Below are 24,542 nucleotides of genomic sequence, written 5' to 3'. Positions count from 1 at the left end.
TTTATACTTTTTTGATGGAAAAGTCCTACTTATTAGAAGAAAAAGGAAAGAACTGCAAGTGGAGAAAAGGTGAGGAGGATATTTTCCCAACAAAAAAACTACCATAGTCAGGTAGCATTCTTACTTTCTATTTTCTTCGGCAATCACTACATTTACTGGGATAAATATTCGTTTTGGTTCGTATTCTCCAGCCATCTGCTGCATTAATAACTTCACCGCATCCTTGCTGCACTGCTGGATATCCTGCTGAACAAAGGTAATCCCTTCTATTCCAGGAAAATCAAAAGTAACCAACTCTATTTGACGCAAGGACTCTTTTTGAACTTCTAAAATAGCACGATGCGCATACTGTGCCAATTCCGCATTCATCGTAAATAGGCAAGCTAGCTTCGGGTTTTCTAATAAAAATTGTTTAATTATTGCAGGCGTTTCCTGAACGGAGATTTTATCAAATGGCAGTGTTAGCCAAAGGCTTTTATCAATTATAATTTCTTTTCTAAAAAAAGCTTGTTCAAATCCTTTTGCTCTTTCTTCCGTAACCGTGTTTGTTATTAAGGGAGAGATAAGTCCAATCTGTTCATATCCTTTATCCAACAAATAAGAAATAGCCGCAAACGCCCCTTGAGTATTTTCGGAACTGACACTATAGGTAGAAATATTTTTCATATATCGGTCAATCAATACGAGGGGAAACTTATCTAGTGACAGTCGAAGAACCGCTTCATTATACATTTCCTTTTCTGCAGGGAAAATAATAATTCCTTCCACACCAATCATACGAAAAGTCTCAATAGCTTCCGCTTCTTTTAGTTGTGATTCTCTAGAAATCTTAATGACTAAGTTATACCCTTGCTCCGTCACATATTGTTCAAGAAAATTGACAAAATCCTGCTCCACCTTTGTCTTCATCGTTGGAATAATTAATCCAATCAACCCACTTGAAGTTTGGTTTCTTGCTATTGAACCTGTTAAACTACTTTCAATAACAAACGTCCCTTTCCCCTTAATCCGCTCCACAATTCCTTGATCCGCTAAGCCAGCCAACGCATTCTTGGTAGTAATCTGGCTTACATGAAATTCATCCATCAAATCCTTCTCAGAAGGAACTCTATCTCCTACTCTCCATTTCCCGTCCTTTATCCGCTCTATTATCTTATTTTGAATCTGCTGATATAATGGTTCGTTTTTGATTGTACTCATCCTCCAGCCGTTTTATTGTATATATAATGGAAAATATATATCTACTATACTAAGTTTGGTGTGAAAGATGAAGGGGGAGGTTGGAAAGATGGTTACTTTTAGAACTATAAACCTTTAAAGAAAAAAAGGCACTACAAGCATCATTATTCTATATTTTATAAATAATATCATTACTTTACTTTAATAAAAATTCATTTAAATGGATCTATATTTAGGCGATAAAAACAATAAATTTACTAACAAATACGTTCTGGTGATGAATTCATCATGATATGGCTATGTTTGCAAAAAAATAGTCATAATTCTTTTCTATATTTTTCCCCTTATTTTTTGCTGTCCTTATGCCTCTTGATTCACATCGTTTATATACTAAAAACAGTAACATTCATACCCTTCTCTTTAAACGTATCAATTTGAACCCTCCATTTACAAATAAAATGCTGAATAATGTCGAAATAAAATTTACAAACACATTAAAAAATGTAATATAATTTACAAAAAAAGGAAATTAGGAGGAATTTCTACGAAAATATTAAAAAGGTCTGCCATATTTTTATCAGTTTTTAGCATATTGTTTCTGGGTATATTTCAAAATGTACCTCAAGTTTCGGCTGACTCTTTAGTAAAAAATACCAAGGTAACAGAAGAATTAGAGCTATATTTAGATGAAAACAATATTGAATTTAAGGATCAAGATAATACTCTTACCTTTTCTAGCATTCATGATAATATTGAATATATACTAACCTATTACAAAGAAGATGGTACATATCAAGCAAATGCTTATGATGTAGTTTCGGGGAGCGAATTAAATATTCAAGAATTAGAGACAAAACAAGAGCAAAATGGACAAGTTGTTATTAAACCAAGTACTCCTGAATCTGGTGGTATAACTACTATGGCTCTTCCTATTGTTTTAGTTCCAGTAGCAGCATGGGTTTTTGAACACCTCGTAGCTATGGCTATTGCAGCAACAATCGTAACAGTGGTTGCTGTATCTAAAGATAAAGTAAAAGCCGAATTAGAAACTAGATTGAAAAAAAAGAACCCAACTATTATATATAGAGGTGGCTCTTCGACAGCTTATAACTTAACGCCTAGAAAAACCGATACAGGTGGACTTTCATATTATCTCAAAATGCCTTCTGGAAAATTCACTGCCACTACAAAAGAAGCAGTGAATAATACTAAAGTATTAAAAGCAGTAGTTGATGGTAGCAACCATGTTTCAGTAAAACCAAAAAATTCAGCAGATATGGCTGGGTGGATAAAGTCGAAAGATAATGCTAATGAGAAACCACATAAATTCACTCGTATATTACAAGCTATTTCTGTTTCATCAAAAAATTGAGGGGTAATATATTATGTCTAAAAGTTATGAAATAGAGGATGAAGAAATTTTATATTACGTATATAACTTAAATTGGCTATTGCCAAAAGAATATCAAGAAGTAGCTATTGATTTTCTCGCTAACTTACCCCCAGACAAAACCGATATGATTTTACCTAAATACGGGAAAGAGTGCTGGGAAAATGGTGTACATGTTATAAAAAAAATTGGCTATCCTAAAAATAAGAAAGCATTGCCAAAATTAGCCAGACTGTTACAGGACAGAAATTGGCCAGGTTCTTTAGAAGCAATTGAAATTTTCCGTGAACTTGGAAAAGAAATTGCTATCCCTTATATAGAAAATGAGTGTATTTCAGCAACTAAACAACAGGATTTAGACTGGTTAGAGCATTTATTTTTTGCTTGTAACAGCTTAAATTATAACGAAAATGATTTTGAGCACAAAGATGTTTATAGATTTATGAAAAAAAGTGCTGAATCACTTTACTAAAATTAAGCTATTTAAAGATACTACTAGTACAAAAGTACCAAAAGGGACTTAAGAATGTTCTTCTATCAACTTTCTTGAGTCTCTTTTTTTCTTCCAAAAGTTATGAGAGTAGGATTAATAGTCTCCCAGACGCTTTATAACTTTAACTACAAAATTTAAATCATCGTTCTATTCAATAAACCCCTGCTTCTTGCTCCGAATATACTTTGCGATTGTTTATTCATTTCATTCAATCATACTCACGTAATATCCTTTCTCCTAAAACGTTCGGTTTCCATGATTATATTCTAAATTCGCATGTCATTATGGATCATCAATGAACTTTTGCCTTTTAAATATCCTATAAAATACGATACAGACATTTTGGTGTGTATATGATAATGGATTGCATGTGCTTCCATCATTTCTACATCTTTCATATCACATAGTTTTCTGACAATAGCACCTATATCTTTTCTAAATTTCCCATACACTACTTTCTTTCTGTATATTGGGAATAAATACGATACTTACTGTTCCACCTTGTATATAATAAACTATTGTCGCTCGACATGAGCAGAACTCCTCTCGTTATTTGAAGTTTTTTCTAGTATAATTCTACAAGTCATTTGCATACAGGCATATCCTGTGGTTTAAAAAGATTGATGAAAAATATCCAAAAAGCCATAGCCCTTTGGATACCCACTACCTATTCTTTAATAACTTTCCTTCTCCTCAGCAATTTTGATATTTCCATATGCCTCTTCACTATATACGCTTTCTCTCATCAAACGAGTTCTAAAGTATTCTTCTAATTTCTTGTCAGTACAAAAGATATAGCAGCCCTTTTGTCCTCTAGTCATTAATGTGCGATACGTGTTACGAATAATTTTATCTGCTATTTCTCGAGCCTCTTCAGGAGATTCTTTAAGCATTTTCTTAATCCCCTTCAGTGATTGATCTGTTTTTGCTCTTTTTGTATAATCCGTTATAACTTCTCCATTTTCATATCGCAAATCATCACCAATTATAACTCCAACATAATCAAATTCTAATCCCTGACACGTATGTATACATCCTGCTTCATGCACAGAATTTTCATCAATAGCCCATGTTGTAGAGCTATCCAAGTTCCAGCTGATTCCGAAATTATGCTCTTCAATTTTAATATCATGGAAGTTGGAATTCATCCGATTATCCTTAGGCCATTCCCAACAATATCCGGAAACAATTCTAGATTTGTTATTGATTTTATTACTCTTCTCAATTTCTGCTTTCATTTCATTTGGACTAGAGAACACTTTGAAATCATAGTCTAATCCCATATCATTCGCATTTGCTGTTTCACGTATTTGCAATACATCATCTAGCCAGGCAATATATCCATCTGAGCCATCACATCTAAACTGTGAAGATAATACACCTGTTGTAACTTCTGCACCGTATTCTTTAGCAAATTGCATTATCATCTCAACACTTCCGATATCCTTCAGCGTTACTCGCTGATTTTCATCAATAAAAAATATAGACATTCTAGCAGTATGGATGATTTCCTTTACCTGGTTCTCCCCTAGATTTTGAAACATCCCAGATTTCTCATTTAATCTATGAGCTTCATCAACAATCAATACATCCAATTCATCTTTTTCCGATTCTGTATAGCTTCCAGAACCTTTGAATAAATTATCAATTCTTGTTTTTCTAAAGTCACCCTTCAACTTAGTAGAGTAAACATTGCGGGGGGCTGAATTTTTTGTGACATATTGACAAGTCATTGTTTTATTCGTCAATGCCACTAACAAGTTGACAGCCAATACGGATTTCCCAGTGCCTGGTCCGCCTTCAATTATCATAACTTGCTTTGTATCCGTCTTTATGGCCTTTTTTGCTAATTGAAGTGCGGTTTCATAAAACACCTTTTGTTCATCAATCATCACAAACTCTGGGTTACCATTTAGCATATTCGATAATGAATCCTGAAGTGATTTGGAAGGTCGAATTCTCCCTTGTTCCATTTGATATAGAATTTCTTTCTGATCTCCAAATTTTATATATTTCTTTATAAAATTTCGGAGCTTTTCCACTTCCCCTTTGGCATAAACAGGGGCAAGGTTAAGATAATAATCATAATGTTCATCTGTTAATGGATCATTATCACGAATTCGATAATTATGTAAATATGCACATGGCTTTAATTGAATGAATTGCTCTTGTACATTTTCATTGTAATCTTCAATTAGTGCAGCATAGGACCACGCTTGGTAAGAAGGATGAGTTACTTCATGCAAACCACGGTTTAAGGCCGTTTTAACAATAGCCTCTTTCCCCTCAACCTTTTGTACTTCTGACCATTGCTTCAATTCGACAATAACCACAGAATCTTTCTCACCATCATGTCCAGATAAAAGAAAATCCACTCTTTTGGATGTATAGGGAATCTTATATTCAATTGCAATCCCTGCATCATTCGGGATTAATGGATCATTTAAAACACGATACATATGTAACATCGAATTATCCCAAGAACGAATTTCCGACTCACTTGTATGTCCTAGTTTCAATTCAAATTGAGTGAGTATATGGGAAACAAGAACATCTTTATCAACATGTTCAAGAAATTCTTGTTTATTAGCTTCATAGACGATCATTTATGGACCTCCGAAAACAGTTCTATATTAATGAGAATATTTTACCATAGAAATTTGAATTCTTTTAGATTAGAGAAAAAACAACAGAATAAATAATTTGTCTACAACACAATTCCTAAACTCCATTATTACTTGACGTGTGAATAGATTCACACATCAAGTAATAATGGAGGATTCTATGCCAAAAATTTTTCGTTTAAATGAAGCAAGGCATCTAATAGCGCTATGCATCTTTTTGAGGATAATCTTTACGAAGATATTACTATGAAGATGGTTTTAGATAGTTTGTCTATGCACCCCGGAACATTTTATCGGTAAGAACTCAGAGGCAAACGGGATGCTATGGAGATGCGAAATCTTGTTACAGACTATACTAAGAACTTTTTTGACCATTACATACTGCAGAAAGATGCGAATCTAGAAAATTTGGCATACGACGGCGTGGACTTAATCAAAAAGACCAGCAATAAGTGACATAACCGATAAGCTGAGTTAAGCGCTTATCAAATAGCTAGCTGTACAGACACAAAGCCGATAGCACTATTACATAGTTATCGGCTCTTGTCTATTTATTTATTCTAAAGGAAAATGAGTTTTAAGAATGTCCAATATAAATTACAAATTGACAATACTGCCCGTAAGTTTAATGAATTAACAAGCAAATAACGATCAAAAGTACGTCTAATAGGCAATAAGAACACGTTCTTATCCATTCGGGTAATCAGTACAAATTCTTGTTCTTGGCTTTGGTAATCCTTTCATCAATTAATTCAGCCCTAAACAGCGAAGTGATGATTTCCGTGGCAATTTCACCAAGTAAAAATATAGGTTTTTGAAAATTTCAGCGAACATGCTTATAGTTTATAGTCTCTGTATACCTTGAAATTGCTTATTTGCCCATGCAGCATAAGAAGGGTGTGTCTGAAGTAATTCTTCATGTTTTCCAACTCCTGTAACATGTCCATACTCAAATACAATAATTTGATCCGCATGTACAACTGTCGATAATCTATGTGCAATTACAATGGTTGTACGATCTTGCATCAAATAATGCAGTGCCTTTTGGACCTCATGTTCTGAGTCACTGTCCAAGCTAGCGGTTGCTTCATCTAACAGCAAAATATCCGGTTGTCGCAACAAAGCACGAGCAATAGCTATACGCTGGCGTTGTCCGCCTGATAGCTGAATTCCTCTTTCTCCTACCTCTGTTTCATACTTTCTTGGTAAAGCGTCAATGAAATCATGGGCATATGCAAGTCGGGCTACATTCATCATCTCCAACTCACTCACTTCGTCTTCTCGCCCATAGATAATATTTTCTCGGATTGTACCTGATATAAGAGAGCTTTCTTGAGACACATAACCAATTTTTTTGCGCCAATCATGGAGTGAAAAAGAGTCGATTGGCGTATCACCCCAATATATGTTTCCAGTTTCCGGATCATAAAATCTCTCAATAAGCGAAAAAATGGTTGTTTTTCCGCTTCCGCTAGGACCAACAAAAGCAGTTACTTTACGATCTGGTATCGTAAAAGAAGCATTTAGCAAGATTTGCTTATCTCTTTCATAACCAAAGCAAACCTCGCGAAACTCTAAGATATTATGCTTGTCCGGCATCACATCCTTTTTGTTGTCAGCTTCGAGGGGCTGTTCCAAGATAAGCCTTAGCCTCTCTGTCGATCCCATTACTTTTTTTAAATTCGAAAAAAATGCTCCAAACTGTTCAACAGGCATCATAATTTGAAACAAAAGTAATATATATGCTACAAGTTTCCCTGCAGTAAGAGCTCCCGAAGAAACACGCACTCCGCCATAACCGATAATTACAACTAGTAGCACAATCATAATTAATGTCATCAATGGCATCAATACTGCATTAACCCGAGCTTCTTTCATTTCCGATTGAAATAAATCATCCATGTTAGCTTCACCGTTTTTTAGTTCTTTTCTCTCCGAGTTAGAAGCCTTAACCAGTCTCATTTCCCCAATGATTTGGGACAGCGTCGAGGATAGTGCTGCCAAATGTTCCTGTAAACGCACGGAATTTGCATACATCTTATTCCCCATCGGCATCATTACGGCTAAACTAATAGGTAATACCAACATAATGATTAACGTCATTTGCCAATCTAAATAAAATAACATGGCCACTGCACCAATAACTGTAATCAAGTTGGAAATAAAGTTGATGAAGTGATCGGTAATGAGTGATTTAATCTCATTTGTATCGTTTGCGATGCGACTCATAAGATCCGCAGAGCGGTAGCGATCAAAGAAACTCATCTGTAAATGAAGCATCTTTTCCCAAAGCTTTTTACGCAATTGATTGACCATTCTATTTCCAACATAAGCTAACAGATAGTATGAGAATCCACTTGATACGGCTTGCAAAATAAAGATAAAGACAAGCTGTATAATCGTAGTGGCATTTATTAATTCCAAACGAAATTGGTCAATTATTTTTCCAGTAGCTATCGGAACAATCAACCCCACAAATGAACTGATAATGCTTAAAATAAGGGCTATGCTTAGAACCAGCTTGGGAACTTCTGTAGAAAATAAAAGCTTCGCTAAATAGCGTAGACCGGTTTTATTTAAAGAGTTGTCACGCTCGCGAATATTTGTAAATTTCTCTTGATTGCTCATAATTACTCCTTACTATATTTTTTTAAATTTTATACTGGATACCATTAAATAGGAAAAAGCAAATAATGAAATCACCGATATAAGTGTTAAATTATTCGTGCTTGGTGCAATTACCGAGTAAATGGACAGAATAAAACCTGCCACGGTTATTGGAATTCCACGAAAGATACCCTCAAACTCTTTGATATTAAATTGTGCTAATCTATATGAACCGCTGACGACGTATAACAATAGAGCAACTATACCTACAAGTCTCAGCTTGCCAAGATCATCAAAGTTAAATTTAAAATAAACAAGTAAAGCTGGAGCAATCCCAAAGGAAACCAAATCGGACAAGGAATCCAATTCTTTACCGAATTCACTACAAACATCTAATCGTCTAGCGATTCTTCCATCGTATCGATCTATAAATGCTGCAATAATAATATATATGGCACTTGCGAAGTAATTTTGATTAATAACCTCGACAATTGAAAGTACCCCAAATGACAAATTTACAAAGGTAAGCAGATTGGGAATATTCTTTATAAACATAGGTTCTCCTCACTAATAATGAATTTTATTATGACTCCCATTTATTGATATTTGGTAATCTGGTTAAATCGTTTTCGCACTGTAATCTACCCTTTCCTGTTTGCTTATGATATATAAGATTATGGGAGATTTCTTAAGATGGGGGGTTCATAATTCTTAAGAATTCTTAAGTCGCTTAGTATTTACATTTTATGGGTAGCTAATTTAACAACTTGTTAGTACAACTGAATGATAAATGGAAAAGGAGCATTGATATGAAAGAAATAATAAAAGCAGACCATCAACCAGTCTGCTTTTATTGATTATATAATTCTTAATGCCAGGATGCTGATAAACCATGACCTCGAACGCTCCATTTGCAATCTTAACCAGATCGCCGTCCTGTTGCTTCACCACGGTTCTGTCCCTTATGGATTTATTTTCTCAATTGTTTTTCTTCTGCACCTTTATCATCATGGATCTATATATCTACTTTGAAGCTATATACACTACATTTATCAACAAGTATAGAACAAATAAGAATAAGGCTACCAAGAACACACCATTATTCTTTATAACAATCTCCTGATAATTCATTGAATATATCAACACATAGAGATAAAACATACAGAACATAAACACAGCTTCAATAAAAAAATAGTTTAACTCCTTATGTTAGAGATTAATTTATTTAGATACAAATTCAAACAGCGGAGAGTGAAGCCCCATTCCCTCCTTGACTCGGAAACAACTGATTTTGGTTCCAGTGACAAGTTGGATGCCCCAAAATCATTCAAAAGTCTGTGCTGTTTTATTTAAAATGACAGGTAACGTTACCTGTAGCAAAAAAGTATCTTTTCGTACCGATACGTTCAACGTCCCGTTGTGCTTCTGTATTATTTTCTGGCAACTAACGAGCCCAATTTTGTTGCTATCTTCCTTTTCGGCTTCACGTAAAATTTTATTCTCGAACCTAAGATCGACCCATTGTTGTTTCAAGGAAACCTGAATATGAATGGGATGCATCGGATCGGCATACTTTCGAATATTTGAAAATATATTATCAAATACACGGCGTATAGCGACCAAATTGATTTCCAGTAAAAATTGCTCATCATATGGATCTGCTTGAACTTGAATATCTAAATTATCCATAACCACCAGTTGCTCATCAATGAGTTGATCGATAAGCGCTCTGCCCTCATATAATTCAAATTCCACTTCCTCTTCTTCAGCGGCAGAGGACACCGTAAAATATTCGAATAGTTTGTCCGATAGCGCTTTGATTTGATAGGCCTTTTCCCGGCTATTATGGATATATTGCAGCAAATCCTCATGAGTCTTATACTTGTTAAGCTCGATGATATCCATATACCCCAGCAAAATTGTAAGTGGAGTGCGTAAATCGTGGGAAATTGCCGTGATCAATTCGCGATTGGCCATCCTCATCCTCTCCTCACTGCCGAGTCGCTCGGCAAATGATTTCCTCATCTCATCAATACTTTGGGCCAAAGAGGATAATTCATCCTTTCCAGAAATAGTAATTGAATAATCTAAATTTCCACCTTCAAGTATTTTGATCTCTTGTTCAAGTACTCCAATATAAGATGTTTTCTTATTAATTATCAGTAAGAAGGAGATAATGAATATAATGGCTGCTATGAAAATACCAATAAACAAAATGAGATTATAGTATTGATACTCATAAAGGCCAACCAAGTAGATCTGGGCATCTTGATCCGCAAAATGGACGGTAGTAGGTATTTCCGAAGGCGTAAATCGAGTTAGTAGCTCTTCGTTAATAGCAGGATCAACCTCTTTATTTGATGAGAAAATTAATTTCTCTTTTGCAAAAATATACAGATTCAAATATCGCTCATTATTTATCCATTCAGACAATTGCTCCCGATCACGAGTGGACACTTTTTTGCTATTCACAAACTCTTCGAATCGTTCAAGCGCGTCTTGCTGCCTATTTTCCATAAAAGCGGATTTGCTTAAATAACTATTTAACACTTTCTCGCCAACGACTTGTAAAATGCCGAAAACACTTAAAGAAATAGCTGAGGAAATTAAAACTGCCAAAACGAGCTTGATCTTAAGTTTTTTCCCCATTAGTAATCTATTCAATTTTGTACCCCTTTCCCCAAACAGTCTTTACATATTTAGGGTTCTGCGGGTCATCTTCCAGCTTACTTCTCAAATTACGAATATGGACCATAACTGTGTTATTACAGGTATAAAAGTAGGGTTGCCCCCAAACACTTTCATATATGTTTTCTGCCGAAAACACCTTACGTCGTTTCTTAGCTAACAGCAGCAAAATCTGGTATTCAATTTCAGTCAAAGTGATTTCCTTCTCTCCAACAAATACAGTCTTTGCATCCTGGTAAATCGTAAGATCCTTAATGATAATATGCTCCGTTTCCTCAGTCTTCTCCTTGCCACGATAGACATAATATCTCCGCAGTAAAGCCTTCACTCTCGAAACGAGTTCTGTATAAGAAAAAGGTTTGGACAAAAAGTCATCACTACCTGAAGAGAAGGCCAATTGTTTGTCCGAATCCTGCGTTTTCGCAGTAAGAAATAAGATCGGTGCGCTTGTTTTTTCACGAATTTCCAAACACGCCTTCAGCCCTGATTTATTGGGCATCATCATATCTAAAATAATGAGATCTGTCTCTTCATTTACTTTATTAATCGCATCCTGACCATCTATCGCTTCAATCACTTCATAATTCTCACTTTCTAACAAAATCCTTACAATTTCTCGGATTTCACTGTTATCATCAGCAATTAAGATTTGCTTGTTCATCTGATCACCTCGTCTAATATCAGTATAATAGTCGTTTTGTGCAACTACCAGTAAATACAGTCGACTTAAGAATTCTTCAGAAATTATGTATGTAACTCTTAATTTATCCATTCTATACTACAAACAGGTAGAAGTAATTACATAAAGGAGTTTTAAGCTATGCCACAACTTTCAAAAAAAACAATCGTAACAATACTATTAGGTCTAACTCTCATATTGTCTATTGGTTTGATCTATTATTCTCCTACCATTATTAAGATTATGTCGTCCATGAACAATTTTAGGGCGTTTATTCATTCAACAGGTAATTGGGGACCGGTCATGTTTATTTTATTTCAGATTCTTCAGATCGTGGTTGCGCCTATTCCAGGAGAAGTCGTACAGGTTGCAGGCGGTTATATTTACGGGGTTACATTAGGATCCTTATATACTACAATCGGCTTAATAATAGGCTCAGCGATTGCTTTTTATTTCACTCGATTTATCGGGCGCGATTATATTTCAAAGCTACTGCAAAAGAAAAAATATAAGTGGATGTCGTTAATACAGGATGAGAAAAAGTTTTCTATCTTTTTATTTATCTTTTTCGTGATTCCAGGTTTGCCGAAAGACCTGCTTGTATTTGTGGCCGCTCTTACATCCATGAGTTCATTAAGATTCTTCACCATACTTATAGTTGGTCGTCTGCCGTGGATTATTGCATCTGACGCTTTGGGGTCCACCATTCATATGCAGCAATATAGCATAGCCATTATCATATCGGTTATCGCTGTTATTGGTTTTATTCTCGGATATATCTATAAAGATAAAATGATGGATCGATTCTCCAATGTGAAGAAAACAAAAGGGACAAGTCATTCTGCCAAGTCCAAGGTAAACCTCAGCATTAACAAAAAGGAAAGTTTGTGTACAAAAAAAGGAGAATAAATCGAATACAAAGAAACAATTATTTTGCAAAGAAAGAATACCTACCGATTTTTATTTTTGCAATTATTGGTGGAGCGTAAAATCGATGGAATCACAAACGCACGCAAGGAATAGCCCTAATCATTGTAGATACCTAATTATGCTTATTCAAGTGATTTCTAGGCCAACTTGTTTGGGGCTTTATCAATTGATATAAAAAAATAATATCCCAATAGTTGCAAGTACAGAAAACCCTTTAAATAGAGGAAAAATATAATGCAACAATTTTTAGTAAAACTGACTGTACCCATTCATACTACTTTCAAAAGTTGAATTAGAGGAATTATAGCCATCACAATTAGTAGGGTCTATTGGTCCATGAAGGTACAGAAATGTATAATACGGAATGATAAACATACCTAGATTGTATAATTACAACTAATAATTCTACATAAGTTCACATTTTTTTATTTAGCGGCAAGCATCTTTTAATATGTTATTGATAACATTTCATACTTTTTATACCCTTATTGATACTACCGTTAAGAAGCTCTACAAAGTGCCAGATCACTCGATTTTGACTAACAGCTTGTGTAAAAAGATATCGTATCTTATCGTTTTCTATCTTGTGCTCTAAAAACAAATAAAGCCCACAAACGTTGACTTAACAACATTTGCGAGCTTTATTTAGCGATTAATCTTGACATAAATTAATCTGATGATACCGGTGGTCGGGGTCGAACCGACACTCCAGAAGGAACACGATTTTGAGTCGTGCGCGTCTGCCAATTCCGCCACACCGGCGCGTTTATAATTTGTTTGGGTAATGCCGAGGACCGGAATCGAACCGGTACGGTAGTCACCTACCGCAGGATTTTAAGTCCTGTGCGTCTGCCAGTTCCGCCACCCCGGCATGATATGTAACAAATTTAAATTATAAACGATTATGGAGGCGGCAACCGGATTCGAACCGGTGGTAAAGGTTTTGCAGACCTCTGCCTTACCACTTGGCTATGCCGCCATAAATATATTGGAGCGGAAGACGGGATTCGAACCCGCGACCCCCACCTTGGCAAGGTGGTGTTCTACCACTGAACTACTTCCGCGAATGGCTGGGCTAGCTGGATTCGAACCAACGAGTGACGGAGTCAAAGTCCGTTGCCTTACCGCTTGGCTATAGCCCAATACTATATATATGCAATAAAATAAAAAAAGTGTCAAAATAAATGGGGCGAATAATGGGAATCGAACCCACGAGTGTCGGAGCCACAATCCGATGCGTTAACCACTTCGCCATATCCGCCATAATATTTAATTGAAATTGGCAGGGGTAGTAGGAATCGAACCCACACCAAAGGTTTTGGAGACCTTCGTTCTACCTTTAAACTATACCCCTAGATGAATGGTGGAGGGGGACGGATTCGAACCGCCGAACCCGAAGGAGCGGATTTACAGTCCGCCGCGTTTAGCCACTTCGCTACCCCTCCGACATAAAAGGTGGCTCAGGACGGAATCGAACCGCCGACACAAGGATTTTCAGTCCTTTGCTCTACCGACTGAGCTACTGAGCCATAACTTAATGCTATTTATTTTTTGAAAAAATGGCGGTCCGGACGGGACTCGAACCCGCGACCTCCTGCGTGACAGGCAGGCATTCTAACCAACTGAACTACCGGACCAGATTGCGGGGACAGGATTTGAACCTGCGACCTTCGGGTTATGAGCCCGACGAGCTACCAGACTGCTCCACCCCGCGATAATAATAATGGTGGAGGATGACGGGATCGAACCGCCGACCCTCTGCTTGTAAGGCAGATGCTCTCCCAGCTGAGCTAATCCTCCATAAAGTATAATGGTATGTATTGGTGACCCATACGGGATTCGAACCCGTGTTACCGCCGTGAAAGGGCGGTGTCTTAACCGCTTGACCAATGGGCCATATTTGAAAAGTTATAATGGCGGAGAGCAAGGGATTTGAACCCTTGAGACAGGGTTACCCGCCTACACGATTTCCAATCGTGCTCCTTCGGCCACTCGGACAGCTCTCCAATATGGCTCCGCAGGTAGGACTCGAACCTACGACCGTTCGGTTAACAGCCGAATGCTCTACCACTGAGCTACTGCGGAATAATGGTATGCCTGGCGACGTCCTACTCTCACAGGGGGAGAACCCCCAACTACCATCGGCGCTGAGAAGCTTAACTTCCGTGTTCGGTATGGGAACGGGTGTGACCTTCTCGCTATCGCCACCAGACTTTTCTCAAGACATATTTTATTATACATGTTTTTGAGATTTTTTCAAGTATAATTTTAGAAAATTATTCCCTGAAAACTAGATTATGGTAAGAAGAAAGAAACAAGTAATCATTTTGTCCAGCTTATCGCCGATAAACAGGCGTTTCCGCTTTTCATTTTAGTTAAGTCCTCGATCTATTAGTATCAGTCAGCTCCACATGTCGCCACGCTTCCACCTCTGACCTATCAACCTGATCATCTTTCAGGGATCTTACTAGCTTGCGCTATGGGAAATCTCATCTTGAGGGGGGCTTCATGCTTAGATGCTTTCAGCACTTATCCCTTCCGCACATAGCTACCCAGCGATGCCTTTGGCAAGACAACTGGTACACCAGCGGTGCGTCCATCCCGGTCCTCTCGTACTAAGGACAGCTCCTCTCAAATTTCCTACGCCCACGACGGATAGGGACCGAACTGTCTCACGACGTTCTGAACCCAGCTCGCGTACCGCTTTAATGGGCGAACAGCCCAACCCTTGGGACCGACTACAGCCCCAGGATGCGATGAGCCGACATCGAGGTGCCAAACCTCCCCGTCGATGTGGACTCTTGGGGGAGATAAGCCTGTTATCCCCGGGGTAGCTTTTATCCGTTGAGCGATGGCCCTTCCATGCGGAACCACCGGATCACTAAGCCCGACTTTCGTCCCTGCTCGACTTGTAGGTCTCGCAGTCAAGCTCCCTTGTGCCTTTACACTCTACGAATGATTTCCAACCATTCTGAGGGAACCTTTGGGCGCCTCCGTTACTTTTTAGGAGGCGACCGCCCCAGTCAAACTGCCCACCTGACACTGTCTCCCACCCCGATCAGGGGTGCGGGTTAGAATGTCAATACAGCCAGGGTAGTATCCCACCAATGCCTCCACCGAAGCTGGCGCTCCGGCTTCCAAGGCTCCTACCTATCCTGTACAAGCTGTACCAAAATTCAATATCAGGCTGCAGTAAAGCTCCACGGGGTCTTTCCGTCCTGTCGCGGGTAACCTGCATCTTCACAGGTACTATAATTTCACCGAGTCTCTCGTTGAGACAGTGCCCAGATCGTTACACCTTTCGTGCGGGTCGGAACTTACCCGACAAGGAATTTCGCTACCTTAGGACCGTTATAGTTACGGCCGCCGTTTACTGGGGCTTCAATTCAGAGCTTCGCACTAACGTGCTAACCCCTCCTCTTAACCTTCCAGCACCGGGCAGGTGTCAGCCCCTATACTTCGCCTTGCGGCTTCGCAGAGACCTGTGTTTTTGCTAAACAGTCGCCTGGGCCTATTCACTGCGGCTCTCGCAGGCTTGCACCCGCAAGAGCACCCCTTCTCCCGAAGTTACGGGGTCATTTTGCCGAGTTCCTTAACGAGAGTTCTCTCGCTCACCTTAGGATTCTCTCCTCGCCTACCTGTGTCGGTTTGCGGTACGGGCACCCTAAATCTCGCTAGAGGCTTTTCTTGGCAGTGTGGAATCAGGAACTTCGGTACTATATTTCCCTCGCCGTCACAGCTCCGCTTATGTGGTAATGGGATTTGCCTCATTACCAGCCTAACTGCTTGGACGTGCTAATCCAACAGCACGCTTACCCTATCCTCCTGCGTCCCCCCATTGCTCAAACGATTTAAAGGTGGTACAGGAATATCAACCTGTTGTCCATCGCCTACGCTTTTCAGCCTCGGCTTAGGTCCCGACTAACCCTGAGCGGACGAGCCTTCCTCAGGAAACCTTAGGCATTCGGTGGATGAGATTCTCACTCATCTTTCGCTACTCATACCGGCATTCTCACTTCTAAGCGCTCCACCAGTCCTTACGGTCTAGCTTCAACGCCCTTAGAACGCTCTCCTACCACTGACATCATAGATGTCAATCCACAGCTTCGGTGATACGTTTAGCCCCGGTACATTTTCGGCGCAGAGTCACTCGACCAGTGAGCTATTACGCACTCTTTAAATGGTGGCTGCTTCTAAGCCAACATCCTGGTTGTCTAAGCAACTCCACATCCTTTTCCACTTAACGTATACTTTGGGACCTTAGCTGGTGGTCTGGGCTGTTTCCCTCTTGACCACGGATCTTATCACTCGTAGTCTGACTCCCAAGAATAAGTATTTGGCATTCGGAGTTTGTCTGAATTCGGTAACCCGATGGGGGCCCCTAGTCCAAACAGTGCTCTACCTCCAATACTCTAAATCTTGAGGCTAGCCCTAAAGCTATTTCGGAGAGAACCAGCTATCTCCAAGTTCGATTGGAATTTCTCCGCTACCCACACCTCATCCCCGCACTTTTCAACGTGCGTGGGTTCGGGCCTCCATCCAGTGTTACCTGGACTTCACCCTGGACATGGGTAGATCACCTGGTTTCGGGTCTACAACCACATACTATTTCGCCCTATTCAGACTCGCTTTCGCTGCGGCTCCGTCTCTTCAACTTAACCTCGCATGTAATCGTAACTCGCCGGTTCATTCTACAAAAGGCACGCTATCACCCATAAATGGGCTCTAACTACTTGTAGGCACACGGTTTCAGGATCTATTTCACTCCCCTTCCGGGGTGCTTTTCACCTTTCCCTCACGGTACTGGTTCACTATCGGTCACTAGGGAGTATTTAGCCTTGGGAGATGGTCCTCCCTGCTTCCGACGGGATTTCTCGTGTCCCGCCGTACTCAGGATACACTCAAGAGGGAACGAAGTTTCGACTACAGGGTTTTTACCTTCTACGACTGACCTTTCCAGATCGATTCGTCTACCCCGTTCCTTTGTAACTCCATATAGAGTGTCCTACAACCCCAAGAGGCAAGCCTCTTGGTTTGGGCTAATCCCGTTTCGCTCGCCGCTACTCAGGGAATCGCGTTTGCTTTCTCTTCCTCCGGGTACTTAGATGTTTCAGTTCCCCGGGTCTGCCTTCAGTACCCTATGTATTCAGGTAAAGATTCTATCCCATTACGGATAGAGGGTTTCCCCATTCGGAAATCTCTGGATCAAAGCTTACTTACAGCTCCCCAAAGCATATCGGTGTTAATCCCGTCCTTCATCGGCTCCTAGTGCCAAGGCATCCACCATGCGCCCTTTCTAACTTAACTAATTGGCTTAAAGCCTTAGTTTTTTTAATTCTTCTATTTAAAATAGAGAATCTAAGATGGCGATTACTCGGTTTCTTTCTTGGTTCTTACATAATCTAGTTTTCAAGGAACAATCAGGCTTATTCAGCCTATCATTTTGAGGAATTGCTCCCTCAAAACTGAACAATCAAATCGTCAACAATCTTTGATGGAATGTAAATTCCATTTTCCTTAGAAAGGAGGTGATCCAGCCGCACCTTCCGATACGGCTACCTTGTTACGACTTCACCCCAATCATCTATCCCACCTTAGGCGGCTGGCTCCAAAAGGTTACCCCACCGACTTCGGGTGTTACAAACTCTCGTGGTGTGACGGGCGGTGTGTACAAGGCCCGGGAACGTATTCACCGCGGCATGCTGATCCGCGATTACTAGCGATTCCAGCTTCATGTAGGCGAGTTGCAGCCTACAATCCGAACTGAGAATGGTTTTATGGGATTTGCTCGACCTCGCGGTTTTGCTGCCCTTTGTACCATCCATTGTAGCACGTGTGTAGCCCAGGTCATAAGGGGCATGATGATTTGACGTCATCCCCACCTTCCTCCGGTTTGTCACCGGCAGTCACCTTAGAGTGCCCAACTGAATGCTGGCAACTAAGATCAAGGGTTGCGCTCGTTGCGGGACTTAACCCAACATCTCACGACACGAGCTGACGACAACCATGCACCACCTGTCACTCTGTCCCCCGAAGGGGAACGTCCTATCTCTAGGAGTGTCAGAGGATGTCAAGACCTGGTAAGGTTCTTCGCGTTGCTTCGAATTAAACCACATGCTCCACCGCTTGTGCGGGCCCCCGTCAATTCCTTTGAGTTTCAGCCTTGCGGCCGTACTCCCCAGGCGGAGTGCTTAATGCGTTTGCTGCAGCACTAAAGGGCGGAAACCCTCTAACACTTAGCACTCATCGTTTACGGCGTGGACTACCAGGGTATCTAATCCTGTTTGCTCCCCACGCTTTCGCGCCTCAGCGTCAGTTACAGACCAAAGAGTCGCCTTCGCCACTGGTGTTCCTCCACATCTCTACGCATTTCACCGCTACACGTGGAATTCCACTCTTCTCTTCTGCACTCAAGTCCCCCAGTTTCCAATGACCCTCCACGGTTGAGCCGTGGGCTTTCACATCAGACTTAAAGGACCGCCTGCGCGCGCTTTACGCCCAATAATTCCGGACAACGCTTGCCACCTACGTATTACCGCGGCTGCTGGCACGTAGTTAGCCGTGGCTTTCTGGTTAGGTACCGTCAAGGTACAAGCAGTTACTCTTGTACTTGTTCTTCCCTAACAACAGAGTTTTACGATCCGAAAACCTTCATCACTCACGCGGCGTTGCTCCGTCAGACTTTCGTCCATTGCGGAAGATTCCCTACTGCTGCCTCCCGTAGGAGTCTGGGCCGTGTCTCAGTCCCAGTGTGGCCGATCACCCTCTCAGGTCGGCTACGCATCGTCGCCTTGGTGAGCCGTTACCTCACCAACTAGCTAATGCGCCGCGGGCCCATCTGTAAGTGACAGCGTAAACCGTCTTTCAGCTTTTCCTCATGAGAGGAAAAGGATTATCCGGTATTAGCTCCGGTTTCCCGAAGTTATCCCAGTCTTACAGGCAGGTTGCCCACGTGTTACTCACCCGTCCGCCGCTAACTTTAAAAGCAAGCTTTTAAAGTCCGCTCGACTTGCATGTATTAGGCACGCCGCCAGCGTTCGTCCTGAGCCAGGATCAAACTCTCCAATAAAGAGTTGATTAGCTCATTGCTAAACTCTAGCTTTTTGTTACTTGTTGTCATTCTATAACGTTAGTTATAAAACGATTATTGTTGACGTTTGTTCGTTCAGTTTTCAAAGAGCAATTTAGTTAGTCACTTAGGAAGCGACTTTCCTAATATAACATCTATCAACCTTTATTGTCAATAGTGTTTTTTAGAAATTCTATTCCGTCGTTTACTTCAACAGTTCGTGTTGTTTCAGCGACGGATATTAATATAACATTATTCTACGATAATGGTCAACACTTTTTCTAAAACTTTTTTATTTTTTTTCTAAAACACGATAGCATCGATGATAAACACCTGGGCTTTTCGTAGAAATGTTGACTACTTCTATTAAATGCTTATCGATTAAGTATTCGATCAACATTCCTAAATCAACTGCGTAGATAAGCAGCTCTTCTTTTTCTAACAGTTCGTTAAATGTCCAAGCGTCTTTTTCTTTTAATATATCGAGTATATAGCTTGTGCTTGTTCTCATTCTTGAATGAATTAAAAATTCACTTGCTAAGAATAATAGTTCGAGTCTCTTTTCAATAGGCTCATCACTATTTACTAATTCTACATATAGTTTATAGATTTCTGGCTCCATTTGTTTTACTTGGCTCCATACCGTTACTTCTGGGTGAAATCCATTTTCGATCACAGCTAATCGAGCTAAATGGTGTAAGGAATGAACAATATCATTATAGGCGTCCAGATAATGTTTATTTTCAAAGAACGCTTTCCCATCCATATATCGTTTAATAAGCTTGGCGAATTCTAGCGCCATTTTTTGTTTTCTTTCATTAACGGGAAATTCTTTCAACTCATTTTTGAGTCGATAAATAAATTCATTACGATCAAAAACAACTCGTCCATTGTATATCCATTCAAAGATTCTTTTGTTATTCCCTAATAAAATCCAGCTTCTTAATTGTTTTTCTGTAACAATATGTAGAGCCGCTTTCTTATCTGCATATGTATAGTGCTTGATAAAAACAGGCTGTTCTGCTTCTTTCACAATAATTAGCATGACTGTATCAAAAGTATCGGTCACGGTCATTTCGTTTTGTTTCTTATCAATGATTAATACGCCCAATGTATTTGTCTGGCTAGCTCTTTCTTGATATATAGGACGAAGAATATCTTCCATCGTTATTCCTCCATCTCCATGAATAAATTTTATACGTTTCGTATTATTTCGACATTTTCTCTTAAAATCCTGCCCTATTTCCAAGGCATACATGAAATCTTACTATAACTTGTTTAAAAATAGAATTACTTTTTGCTATCATTTCTGCCATATAATATTTCAGTCTCGTTTCAACGATTAAACAGAAAAAAGAGGATATCTTTTTAAGATTTCCCTTCGCACAACGTTTATACGAAAGTAACTCTTAAAAAGACAGCCTCTTCTATTCTCTACATTAGTGCGCTTCTTTTTGAGCACAATCAGGACAAGTACCGTAAATTTCCAGACGGTGGTGGCTGATTTTGAATCCTGAAACATGGCTGGCAAATTGCTCTACCTCATCAAGTCCTGGATAATGGAAATCAACTATTTTGCCACACTCTTTACAGATAATATGATAATGGTGAGAAGTTATAAAATCAAACCGGCTGGAGGAATCTCCGTATGTCAGTTCCTTTACTAAATTCACTTCACGAAAAACTCTTAAATTATTATAAACAGTGGCTACACTCATATTTGGAAATTTGCCTTCAAGTGCTTTATAAATTTCATCGGCAGTCGGATGTGACATTGAGCTTATTAAATATTCAAGTATCGCATGACGCTGCGGGGTAATGCGCACTCCTGTTTCTTTCAGCTTATCAAGAGCTTCTTGCAACTCATTATGTTCCACGGACATGCACCCCATTTCTAAAAGATATTCTTATTTTATAATGTTTATAAATAGTGTACTAATAATAGGAGGGTTTTGTCAACACAGTTACTGTAAGAGCGCGGTTTTCTAGATGTATGAACAATCTGAATAAACAATAATGATTATTTAACAATAGATACTATTACATAATAGTCGATGCTAAGATGTTATTGATAATACACTTATATTATATGCATGAGACCTTACTTTTTTCACCAGAAGTTTTATCCATTTCCCCTTTTCTCCATAAAAAAAGACCAACGAACGCTTTCGTTGGCCACCGACATATATATGAGGAGGTATATGCTCACTATACAATATGCTCTTCGGCTTTTAATGAATGGACAAAAGTCCCTACCTTAAAAATTAGGCTTCGATTTTTTCTAAAGCTTGTTTGATTTCTTCTACATGACCAGCGACTTTTACTTTGCGCCATTCCTTCACAAGCTTCCCTTCTTTATCGATCAAGAAGGTTGATCTTTCAATTCCCATATACTCTTTTCCGAAATTCTTTTTTAGTTTCCAGACATCAAAGCTTTCCGCTACTTCATGATTTTCATCCGATAATAATGGGAATGGCAGCTCGTGCTTTTCGATAAATTTCTGATGTCTTGAAATCGGATCAGGGCTGACTCCTAGTACTACTGCGTTGTATCCTTGGAAATCTTCATGATTATCGCGAAAATCACATGCTTCTGTTGTACATCCTGGTGTCATATCTTTCGGATAAAAATATAAGACAACATTCCTCCCTCGATAATCGGATAATTTTATTTTCTCTCCATTATTTGCTTCTAATTCAAAATCTGGCACTGCTTCTCCAATATGAACAGACATTGTATCCCGCCTTTGCTTTTTTATTCAAGCCTACCTAAAATGCTTCCATGAATCAAGAAAAGCAGTTTGCTAGTTGTTCAGATCAAATACTGCTCGTGCTACAAAAGCAGCAGGAATCGTGTATCCAATCAATGCTTCAATAAGGACAACCATTCGTCCCATACCAATTGGCATTAAATCACCAAACCCTACGGAAAATAAGGTCACCCCGCTAAAATAAATACTCGTATGGAGTGTATGAAAGAAATCATAGTTTAAAGAAGGCGCCTGTCCATCATTATAAACCGGGATGCCATTCATCTGGAATAATGTATAGATTAGACCAAAGCCAATCATAATGGTGATATAGACAAAGATTAAGTACATAAAATTCTCGAATGAGACCCATTTTTCTTTTCTGCGGTAAGGAACAAATAGTGTTTTTAAGCTCATTGCAATAAAAAATAGAATGAGTGCTAATAAGACATAAAACATTTCCTTACCTCCTTACTTCCTTGCATAAATGTGATTCCTCTATCATTAATATCTATGCTTGTCTTGTTTATTTATTCGTTTATCCATTTCTCCTATTGAAAACGTACGAAAGGTACTCTTAGGTTAAAAAGCTGTTTCCCTTTAACTTCTTTTAAAAAGTGCTAAAATGGGGGAAGGTATTTTTTATAGAATGATACGATTTATAGGAGGTTTATATGTTACATACAAATTCAGAACGATTGCATGAAGAAGCTTTAGAGATTATTGTTGGAGGTGTCAATAGTCCTTCGCGCTCTTATAAGGCGGTTGGCGGCGGATCACCGATTGTAATGGAAAGAGGACAAGGTGCTTACTTCTTTGATGTAGACGGAAATCAATATATCGATTATTTAGCTGCATACGGTCCGATTGTTACAGGACATGCTCATCCACATATTACAAAGGCAGTAACACGCGCTGCAGAAACTGGCCTATTATTCGGAACGCCAACTCCGCATGAAGTGAAATTCGCGAAAATGCTGCAGGAAGCAATTCCTTCCATGGAAAAAATCCGTTTTATGAATTCTGGAACAGAAGCAGTAATGACTACCATTCGTGTTGCTCGCGCGTATACTGGCAGAAATAAAGTCATCAAATTCGCTGGATGCTATCATGGTCACTCTGATCCAATGCTTGTTGCAGCTGGTTCAGGTCCTTCTACGCTTGGCACACCAGATTCTGCCGGTGTTCCTGCAGTAATTGCTGCAGACGTTATCACGGTTCCTTTCAATGATTTAGATGCCTATAAAGATGCATTGGATAAATGGGGCGATCAAGTGGCCGCTGTTCTTGTCGAGCCAATCGTTGGGAACTTCGGAATTGTTGAACCAGTGGAAGGATTTTTACAGGGAATTAATGATTTAACACACGCAGCAGGCGCACTTGTTATTTATGATGAGGTAATTACTGCTTTCCGCTTTACTTACGGTGGAGCACAGGATTTATTAGGTGTTTACCCTGACCTGACTGCCTTAGGAAAAGTAATCGGCGGCGGTCTTCCAATCGGCGCTTATGGCGGAAGAAAAGAAATCATGGATCAAGTGGCACCAGTTGGACCAGCATACCAAGCAGGAACTCATGCTGGAAATCCAGCCTCCATCCAAGCTGGAATCGCTTGTCTAGAAGTATTAAAGCAAGAAGGCGTATACGATCATCTCGATAAATTAGGCGCATTATTAGAAAATGGCATTTTAGAAGCAGCTGCCAAATACAATGTTCCAATTACTATTAACCGCCTAAAAGGAGCACTTACTGTCTTCTTTACTACCGAGAAGGTCTACAACTACAAACAAGCAGAAAGCACTGACAGTGAAATGTTTGGCCGCTTCTTCAAGCTATTAGTAGAACAAGGAATCATGCTGGCACCATCCAAATACGAAGCATGGTTCATCACTATCGCGCATACAGAAGAAGATATCGAAGCAACCCTGCACGCAGTTGACCAAGCGTTCGCTGCATTAAAAGAAGAATATAAGTTTTAAGTTTAGAAAAAGGTTCAGAGGAATTCTGGACCTTTTTTATTTTCACAAAAGTGATCTACTATCTCTTCCCTCTTTTAAATTAAATAGATATAAGCTCTCTCTAAAATTCCACCACAGATGATTGAAGCGGAATGAACGCCGAGAAGACTCCCCG

14 protein-coding genes, 15 tRNA genes, 3 rRNA genes and 3 pseudogenes are annotated in these 24,542 nt (G+C 39.4%); 5 read left to right on the top strand and 30 right to left on the bottom strand.

Annotated elements, in window-relative coordinates; all coding sequences use genetic code 11:
• Nucleotides 1-120: 120 nt before the first annotated feature.
• A complete protein-coding gene (locus NSQ89_RS01790) occupies nt 121-1,200 on the bottom strand; it encodes a GntR family transcriptional regulator (RefSeq protein WP_341132142.1) in 1,080 nt (359 codons plus the stop codon).
• Between the two features lie 571 nt (nt 1,201-1,771).
• Here NSQ89_RS01790 and NSQ89_RS01785 point away from each other — a divergent pair.
• Nucleotides 1,772-2,551: a hypothetical protein gene (locus NSQ89_RS01785; RefSeq protein WP_341132141.1), complete on the top strand. Its 780-nt coding sequence runs from the start codon at nt 1,772-1,774 to the stop codon at nt 2,549-2,551.
• Between the two features lie 13 nt (nt 2,552-2,564).
• Nucleotides 2,565-3,041: a hypothetical protein gene (locus tag NSQ89_RS01780; RefSeq protein WP_341132140.1), complete on the top strand. Its 477-nt coding sequence runs from the start codon at nt 2,565-2,567 to the stop codon at nt 3,039-3,041.
• A 261-nt stretch (nt 3,042-3,302) separates the two neighbouring features.
• Here the strand turns inward: NSQ89_RS01780 and NSQ89_RS01775 are convergent.
• Nucleotides 3,303-3,594 (bottom strand): annotated as a pseudogene (locus NSQ89_RS01775) (transposase); the annotation flags it as partial.
• 142 nt (nt 3,595-3,736) lie between these two features.
• Entirely contained in the window at nt 3,737-5,668 is a 1,932-nt protein-coding gene (locus tag NSQ89_RS01770) for a DUF2075 domain-containing protein (RefSeq protein ID WP_047943309.1), read from the bottom strand.
• A gap of 318 nt (nt 5,669-5,986) precedes the next feature.
• Between NSQ89_RS01770 and NSQ89_RS01765 the strand changes: the two are divergent.
• Nucleotides 5,987-6,142 (top strand): annotated as a pseudogene (locus NSQ89_RS01765) (choline esterase); the annotation flags it as partial.
• Nucleotides 6,143-6,529: 387 nt separating this feature from the next.
• Here the strand turns inward: NSQ89_RS01765 and NSQ89_RS01760 are convergent.
• From NSQ89_RS01760 to NSQ89_RS01745, 5 genes and pseudogenes are all read right to left on the bottom strand, one after another.
• The gene (locus NSQ89_RS01760; protein WP_047943310.1) at nt 6,530-8,314 is read right to left on the bottom strand and encodes an ABC transporter ATP-binding protein; all 1,785 of its coding nucleotides are present in this window, start codon (nt 8,312-8,314) and stop codon (nt 6,530-6,532) included.
• A gap of 12 nt (nt 8,315-8,326) precedes the next feature.
• Nucleotides 8,327-8,848: a CDP-diacylglycerol--serine O-phosphatidyltransferase gene (gene pssA / locus NSQ89_RS01755; RefSeq protein WP_047943311.1), complete on the bottom strand. Its 522-nt coding sequence runs from the start codon at nt 8,846-8,848 to the stop codon at nt 8,327-8,329.
• Nucleotides 8,849-9,148: 300 nt separating this feature from the next.
• Nucleotides 9,149-9,263: pseudogene (locus tag NSQ89_RS25290) on the bottom strand (protein rep); the annotation flags it as partial.
• Nucleotides 9,264-9,616: 353 nt separating this feature from the next.
• Nucleotides 9,617-10,957 carry a HAMP domain-containing sensor histidine kinase gene (locus NSQ89_RS01750; RefSeq protein WP_047943312.1) on the bottom strand — a complete coding sequence of 447 codons (1,341 nt, stop codon included), beginning with the start codon at nt 10,955-10,957 and terminating at the stop codon, nt 9,617-9,619.
• Nucleotides 10,950-11,642, bottom strand: a complete 693-nt coding sequence (locus tag NSQ89_RS01745) for a response regulator transcription factor (protein ID WP_047943313.1) — start codon at nt 11,640-11,642, stop codon at nt 10,950-10,952. Before NSQ89_RS01745 ends, NSQ89_RS01750 begins: the two co-directional genes overlap by 8 nt.
• 159 nt (nt 11,643-11,801) lie before the next feature.
• On the opposite strand from NSQ89_RS01745, the gene NSQ89_RS01740 reads away from it, so the two are divergent.
• Nucleotides 11,802-12,569: a TVP38/TMEM64 family protein gene (locus NSQ89_RS01740; protein WP_341132139.1), complete on the top strand. Its 768-nt coding sequence runs from the start codon at nt 11,802-11,804 to the stop codon at nt 12,567-12,569.
• A gap of 701 nt (nt 12,570-13,270) precedes the next feature.
• Here NSQ89_RS01740 and NSQ89_RS01735 read toward each other — a convergent pair.
• The 22 genes from NSQ89_RS01735 to NSQ89_RS01630 all read right to left on the bottom strand — a co-directional run bounded on the left by NSQ89_RS01735 (nt 13,271) and on the right by NSQ89_RS01630 (nt 22,868).
• Nucleotides 13,271-13,352 (bottom strand) — tRNA-Leu (locus NSQ89_RS01735).
• A 23-nt stretch (nt 13,353-13,375) separates the two neighbouring features.
• Nucleotides 13,376-13,461, bottom strand: a tRNA-Leu gene (locus NSQ89_RS01730).
• Between the two features lie 34 nt (nt 13,462-13,495).
• Nucleotides 13,496-13,569: transfer RNA gene (locus NSQ89_RS01725), tRNA-Cys, on the bottom strand.
• A gap of 10 nt (nt 13,570-13,579) precedes the next feature.
• Nucleotides 13,580-13,654 (bottom strand) — tRNA-Gly (locus NSQ89_RS01720).
• 3 nt (nt 13,655-13,657) lie between these two features.
• Nucleotides 13,658-13,732 (bottom strand) — tRNA-Gln (locus NSQ89_RS01715).
• 43 nt (nt 13,733-13,775) lie between these two features.
• Nucleotides 13,776-13,851, bottom strand: a tRNA-His gene (locus NSQ89_RS01710).
• 19 nt (nt 13,852-13,870) lie between these two features.
• Nucleotides 13,871-13,944: transfer RNA gene (locus tag NSQ89_RS01705), tRNA-Trp, on the bottom strand.
• A 7-nt stretch (nt 13,945-13,951) separates the two neighbouring features.
• Nucleotides 13,952-14,035 (bottom strand) — tRNA-Tyr (locus NSQ89_RS01700).
• 11 nt (nt 14,036-14,046) lie between these two features.
• Nucleotides 14,047-14,119 (bottom strand) — tRNA-Phe (locus NSQ89_RS01695).
• 31 nt (nt 14,120-14,150) lie between these two features.
• Nucleotides 14,151-14,227 (bottom strand) — tRNA-Asp (locus NSQ89_RS01690).
• A 3-nt stretch (nt 14,228-14,230) separates the two neighbouring features.
• Nucleotides 14,231-14,304 (bottom strand) — tRNA-Met (locus NSQ89_RS01685).
• A gap of 10 nt (nt 14,305-14,314) precedes the next feature.
• Nucleotides 14,315-14,390: transfer RNA gene (locus tag NSQ89_RS01680), tRNA-Val, on the bottom strand.
• A 21-nt stretch (nt 14,391-14,411) separates the two neighbouring features.
• Nucleotides 14,412-14,486: transfer RNA gene (locus tag NSQ89_RS01675), tRNA-Glu, on the bottom strand.
• An 18-nt stretch (nt 14,487-14,504) separates the two neighbouring features.
• Nucleotides 14,505-14,596: transfer RNA gene (locus NSQ89_RS01670), tRNA-Ser, on the bottom strand.
• A gap of 4 nt (nt 14,597-14,600) precedes the next feature.
• Nucleotides 14,601-14,675, bottom strand: a tRNA-Asn gene (locus NSQ89_RS01665).
• A gap of 10 nt (nt 14,676-14,685) precedes the next feature.
• Nucleotides 14,686-14,802: ribosomal RNA gene (gene rrf / locus NSQ89_RS01660) — 5S ribosomal RNA — on the bottom strand.
• Between the two features lie 159 nt (nt 14,803-14,961).
• Nucleotides 14,962-17,897: ribosomal RNA gene (locus NSQ89_RS01655) — 23S ribosomal RNA — on the bottom strand.
• Between the two features lie 214 nt (nt 17,898-18,111).
• A 16S ribosomal RNA gene (locus NSQ89_RS01650) occupies nt 18,112-19,659 on the bottom strand.
• Together the 16S, 23S and 5S rRNA genes with 15 tRNA genes alongside form the textbook arrangement of a ribosomal RNA operon.
• A 292-nt stretch (nt 19,660-19,951) precedes the next feature.
• Nucleotides 19,952-20,824, bottom strand: a complete 873-nt coding sequence (locus tag NSQ89_RS01645) for a nucleotidyltransferase-like protein (protein ID WP_047944904.1) — start codon at nt 20,822-20,824, stop codon at nt 19,952-19,954.
• Nucleotides 20,825-21,098: 274 nt separating this feature from the next.
• Nucleotides 21,099-21,542: a peroxide-responsive transcriptional repressor PerR gene (perR, locus tag NSQ89_RS01640; protein WP_016202777.1), complete on the bottom strand. Its 444-nt coding sequence runs from the start codon at nt 21,540-21,542 to the stop codon at nt 21,099-21,101.
• Between the two features lie 381 nt (nt 21,543-21,923).
• On the bottom strand, nt 21,924-22,394 hold the full coding sequence (gene bcp, locus NSQ89_RS01635) for a thioredoxin-dependent thiol peroxidase (RefSeq protein ID WP_336044955.1): 471 nt from the start codon (nt 22,392-22,394) through the stop codon (nt 21,924-21,926).
• 69 nt (nt 22,395-22,463) lie between these two features.
• The gene (locus tag NSQ89_RS01630) at nt 22,464-22,868 is read right to left on the bottom strand and encodes an ion channel (RefSeq protein WP_047944907.1); all 405 of its coding nucleotides are present in this window, start codon (nt 22,866-22,868) and stop codon (nt 22,464-22,466) included.
• Between the two features lie 215 nt (nt 22,869-23,083).
• On the opposite strand from NSQ89_RS01630, the gene NSQ89_RS01625 reads away from it, so the two are divergent.
• The gene (locus NSQ89_RS01625) at nt 23,084-24,388 is read left to right on the top strand and encodes a glutamate-1-semialdehyde 2,1-aminomutase (RefSeq protein WP_061800640.1); all 1,305 of its coding nucleotides are present in this window, start codon (nt 23,084-23,086) and stop codon (nt 24,386-24,388) included.
• Nucleotides 24,389-24,542 lie beyond the last annotated feature (154 nt).

Source organism: Niallia sp. FSL R7-0648 (assembly GCF_038007005.1).
Classification (GTDB): Bacteria; Bacillota; Bacilli; order Bacillales; family Cytobacillaceae; genus Niallia; species Niallia circulans.
The sequence above is the reverse complement of the archived record's forward strand: the minus strand, read 5'-3'. Positions and strand labels throughout refer to the sequence as shown.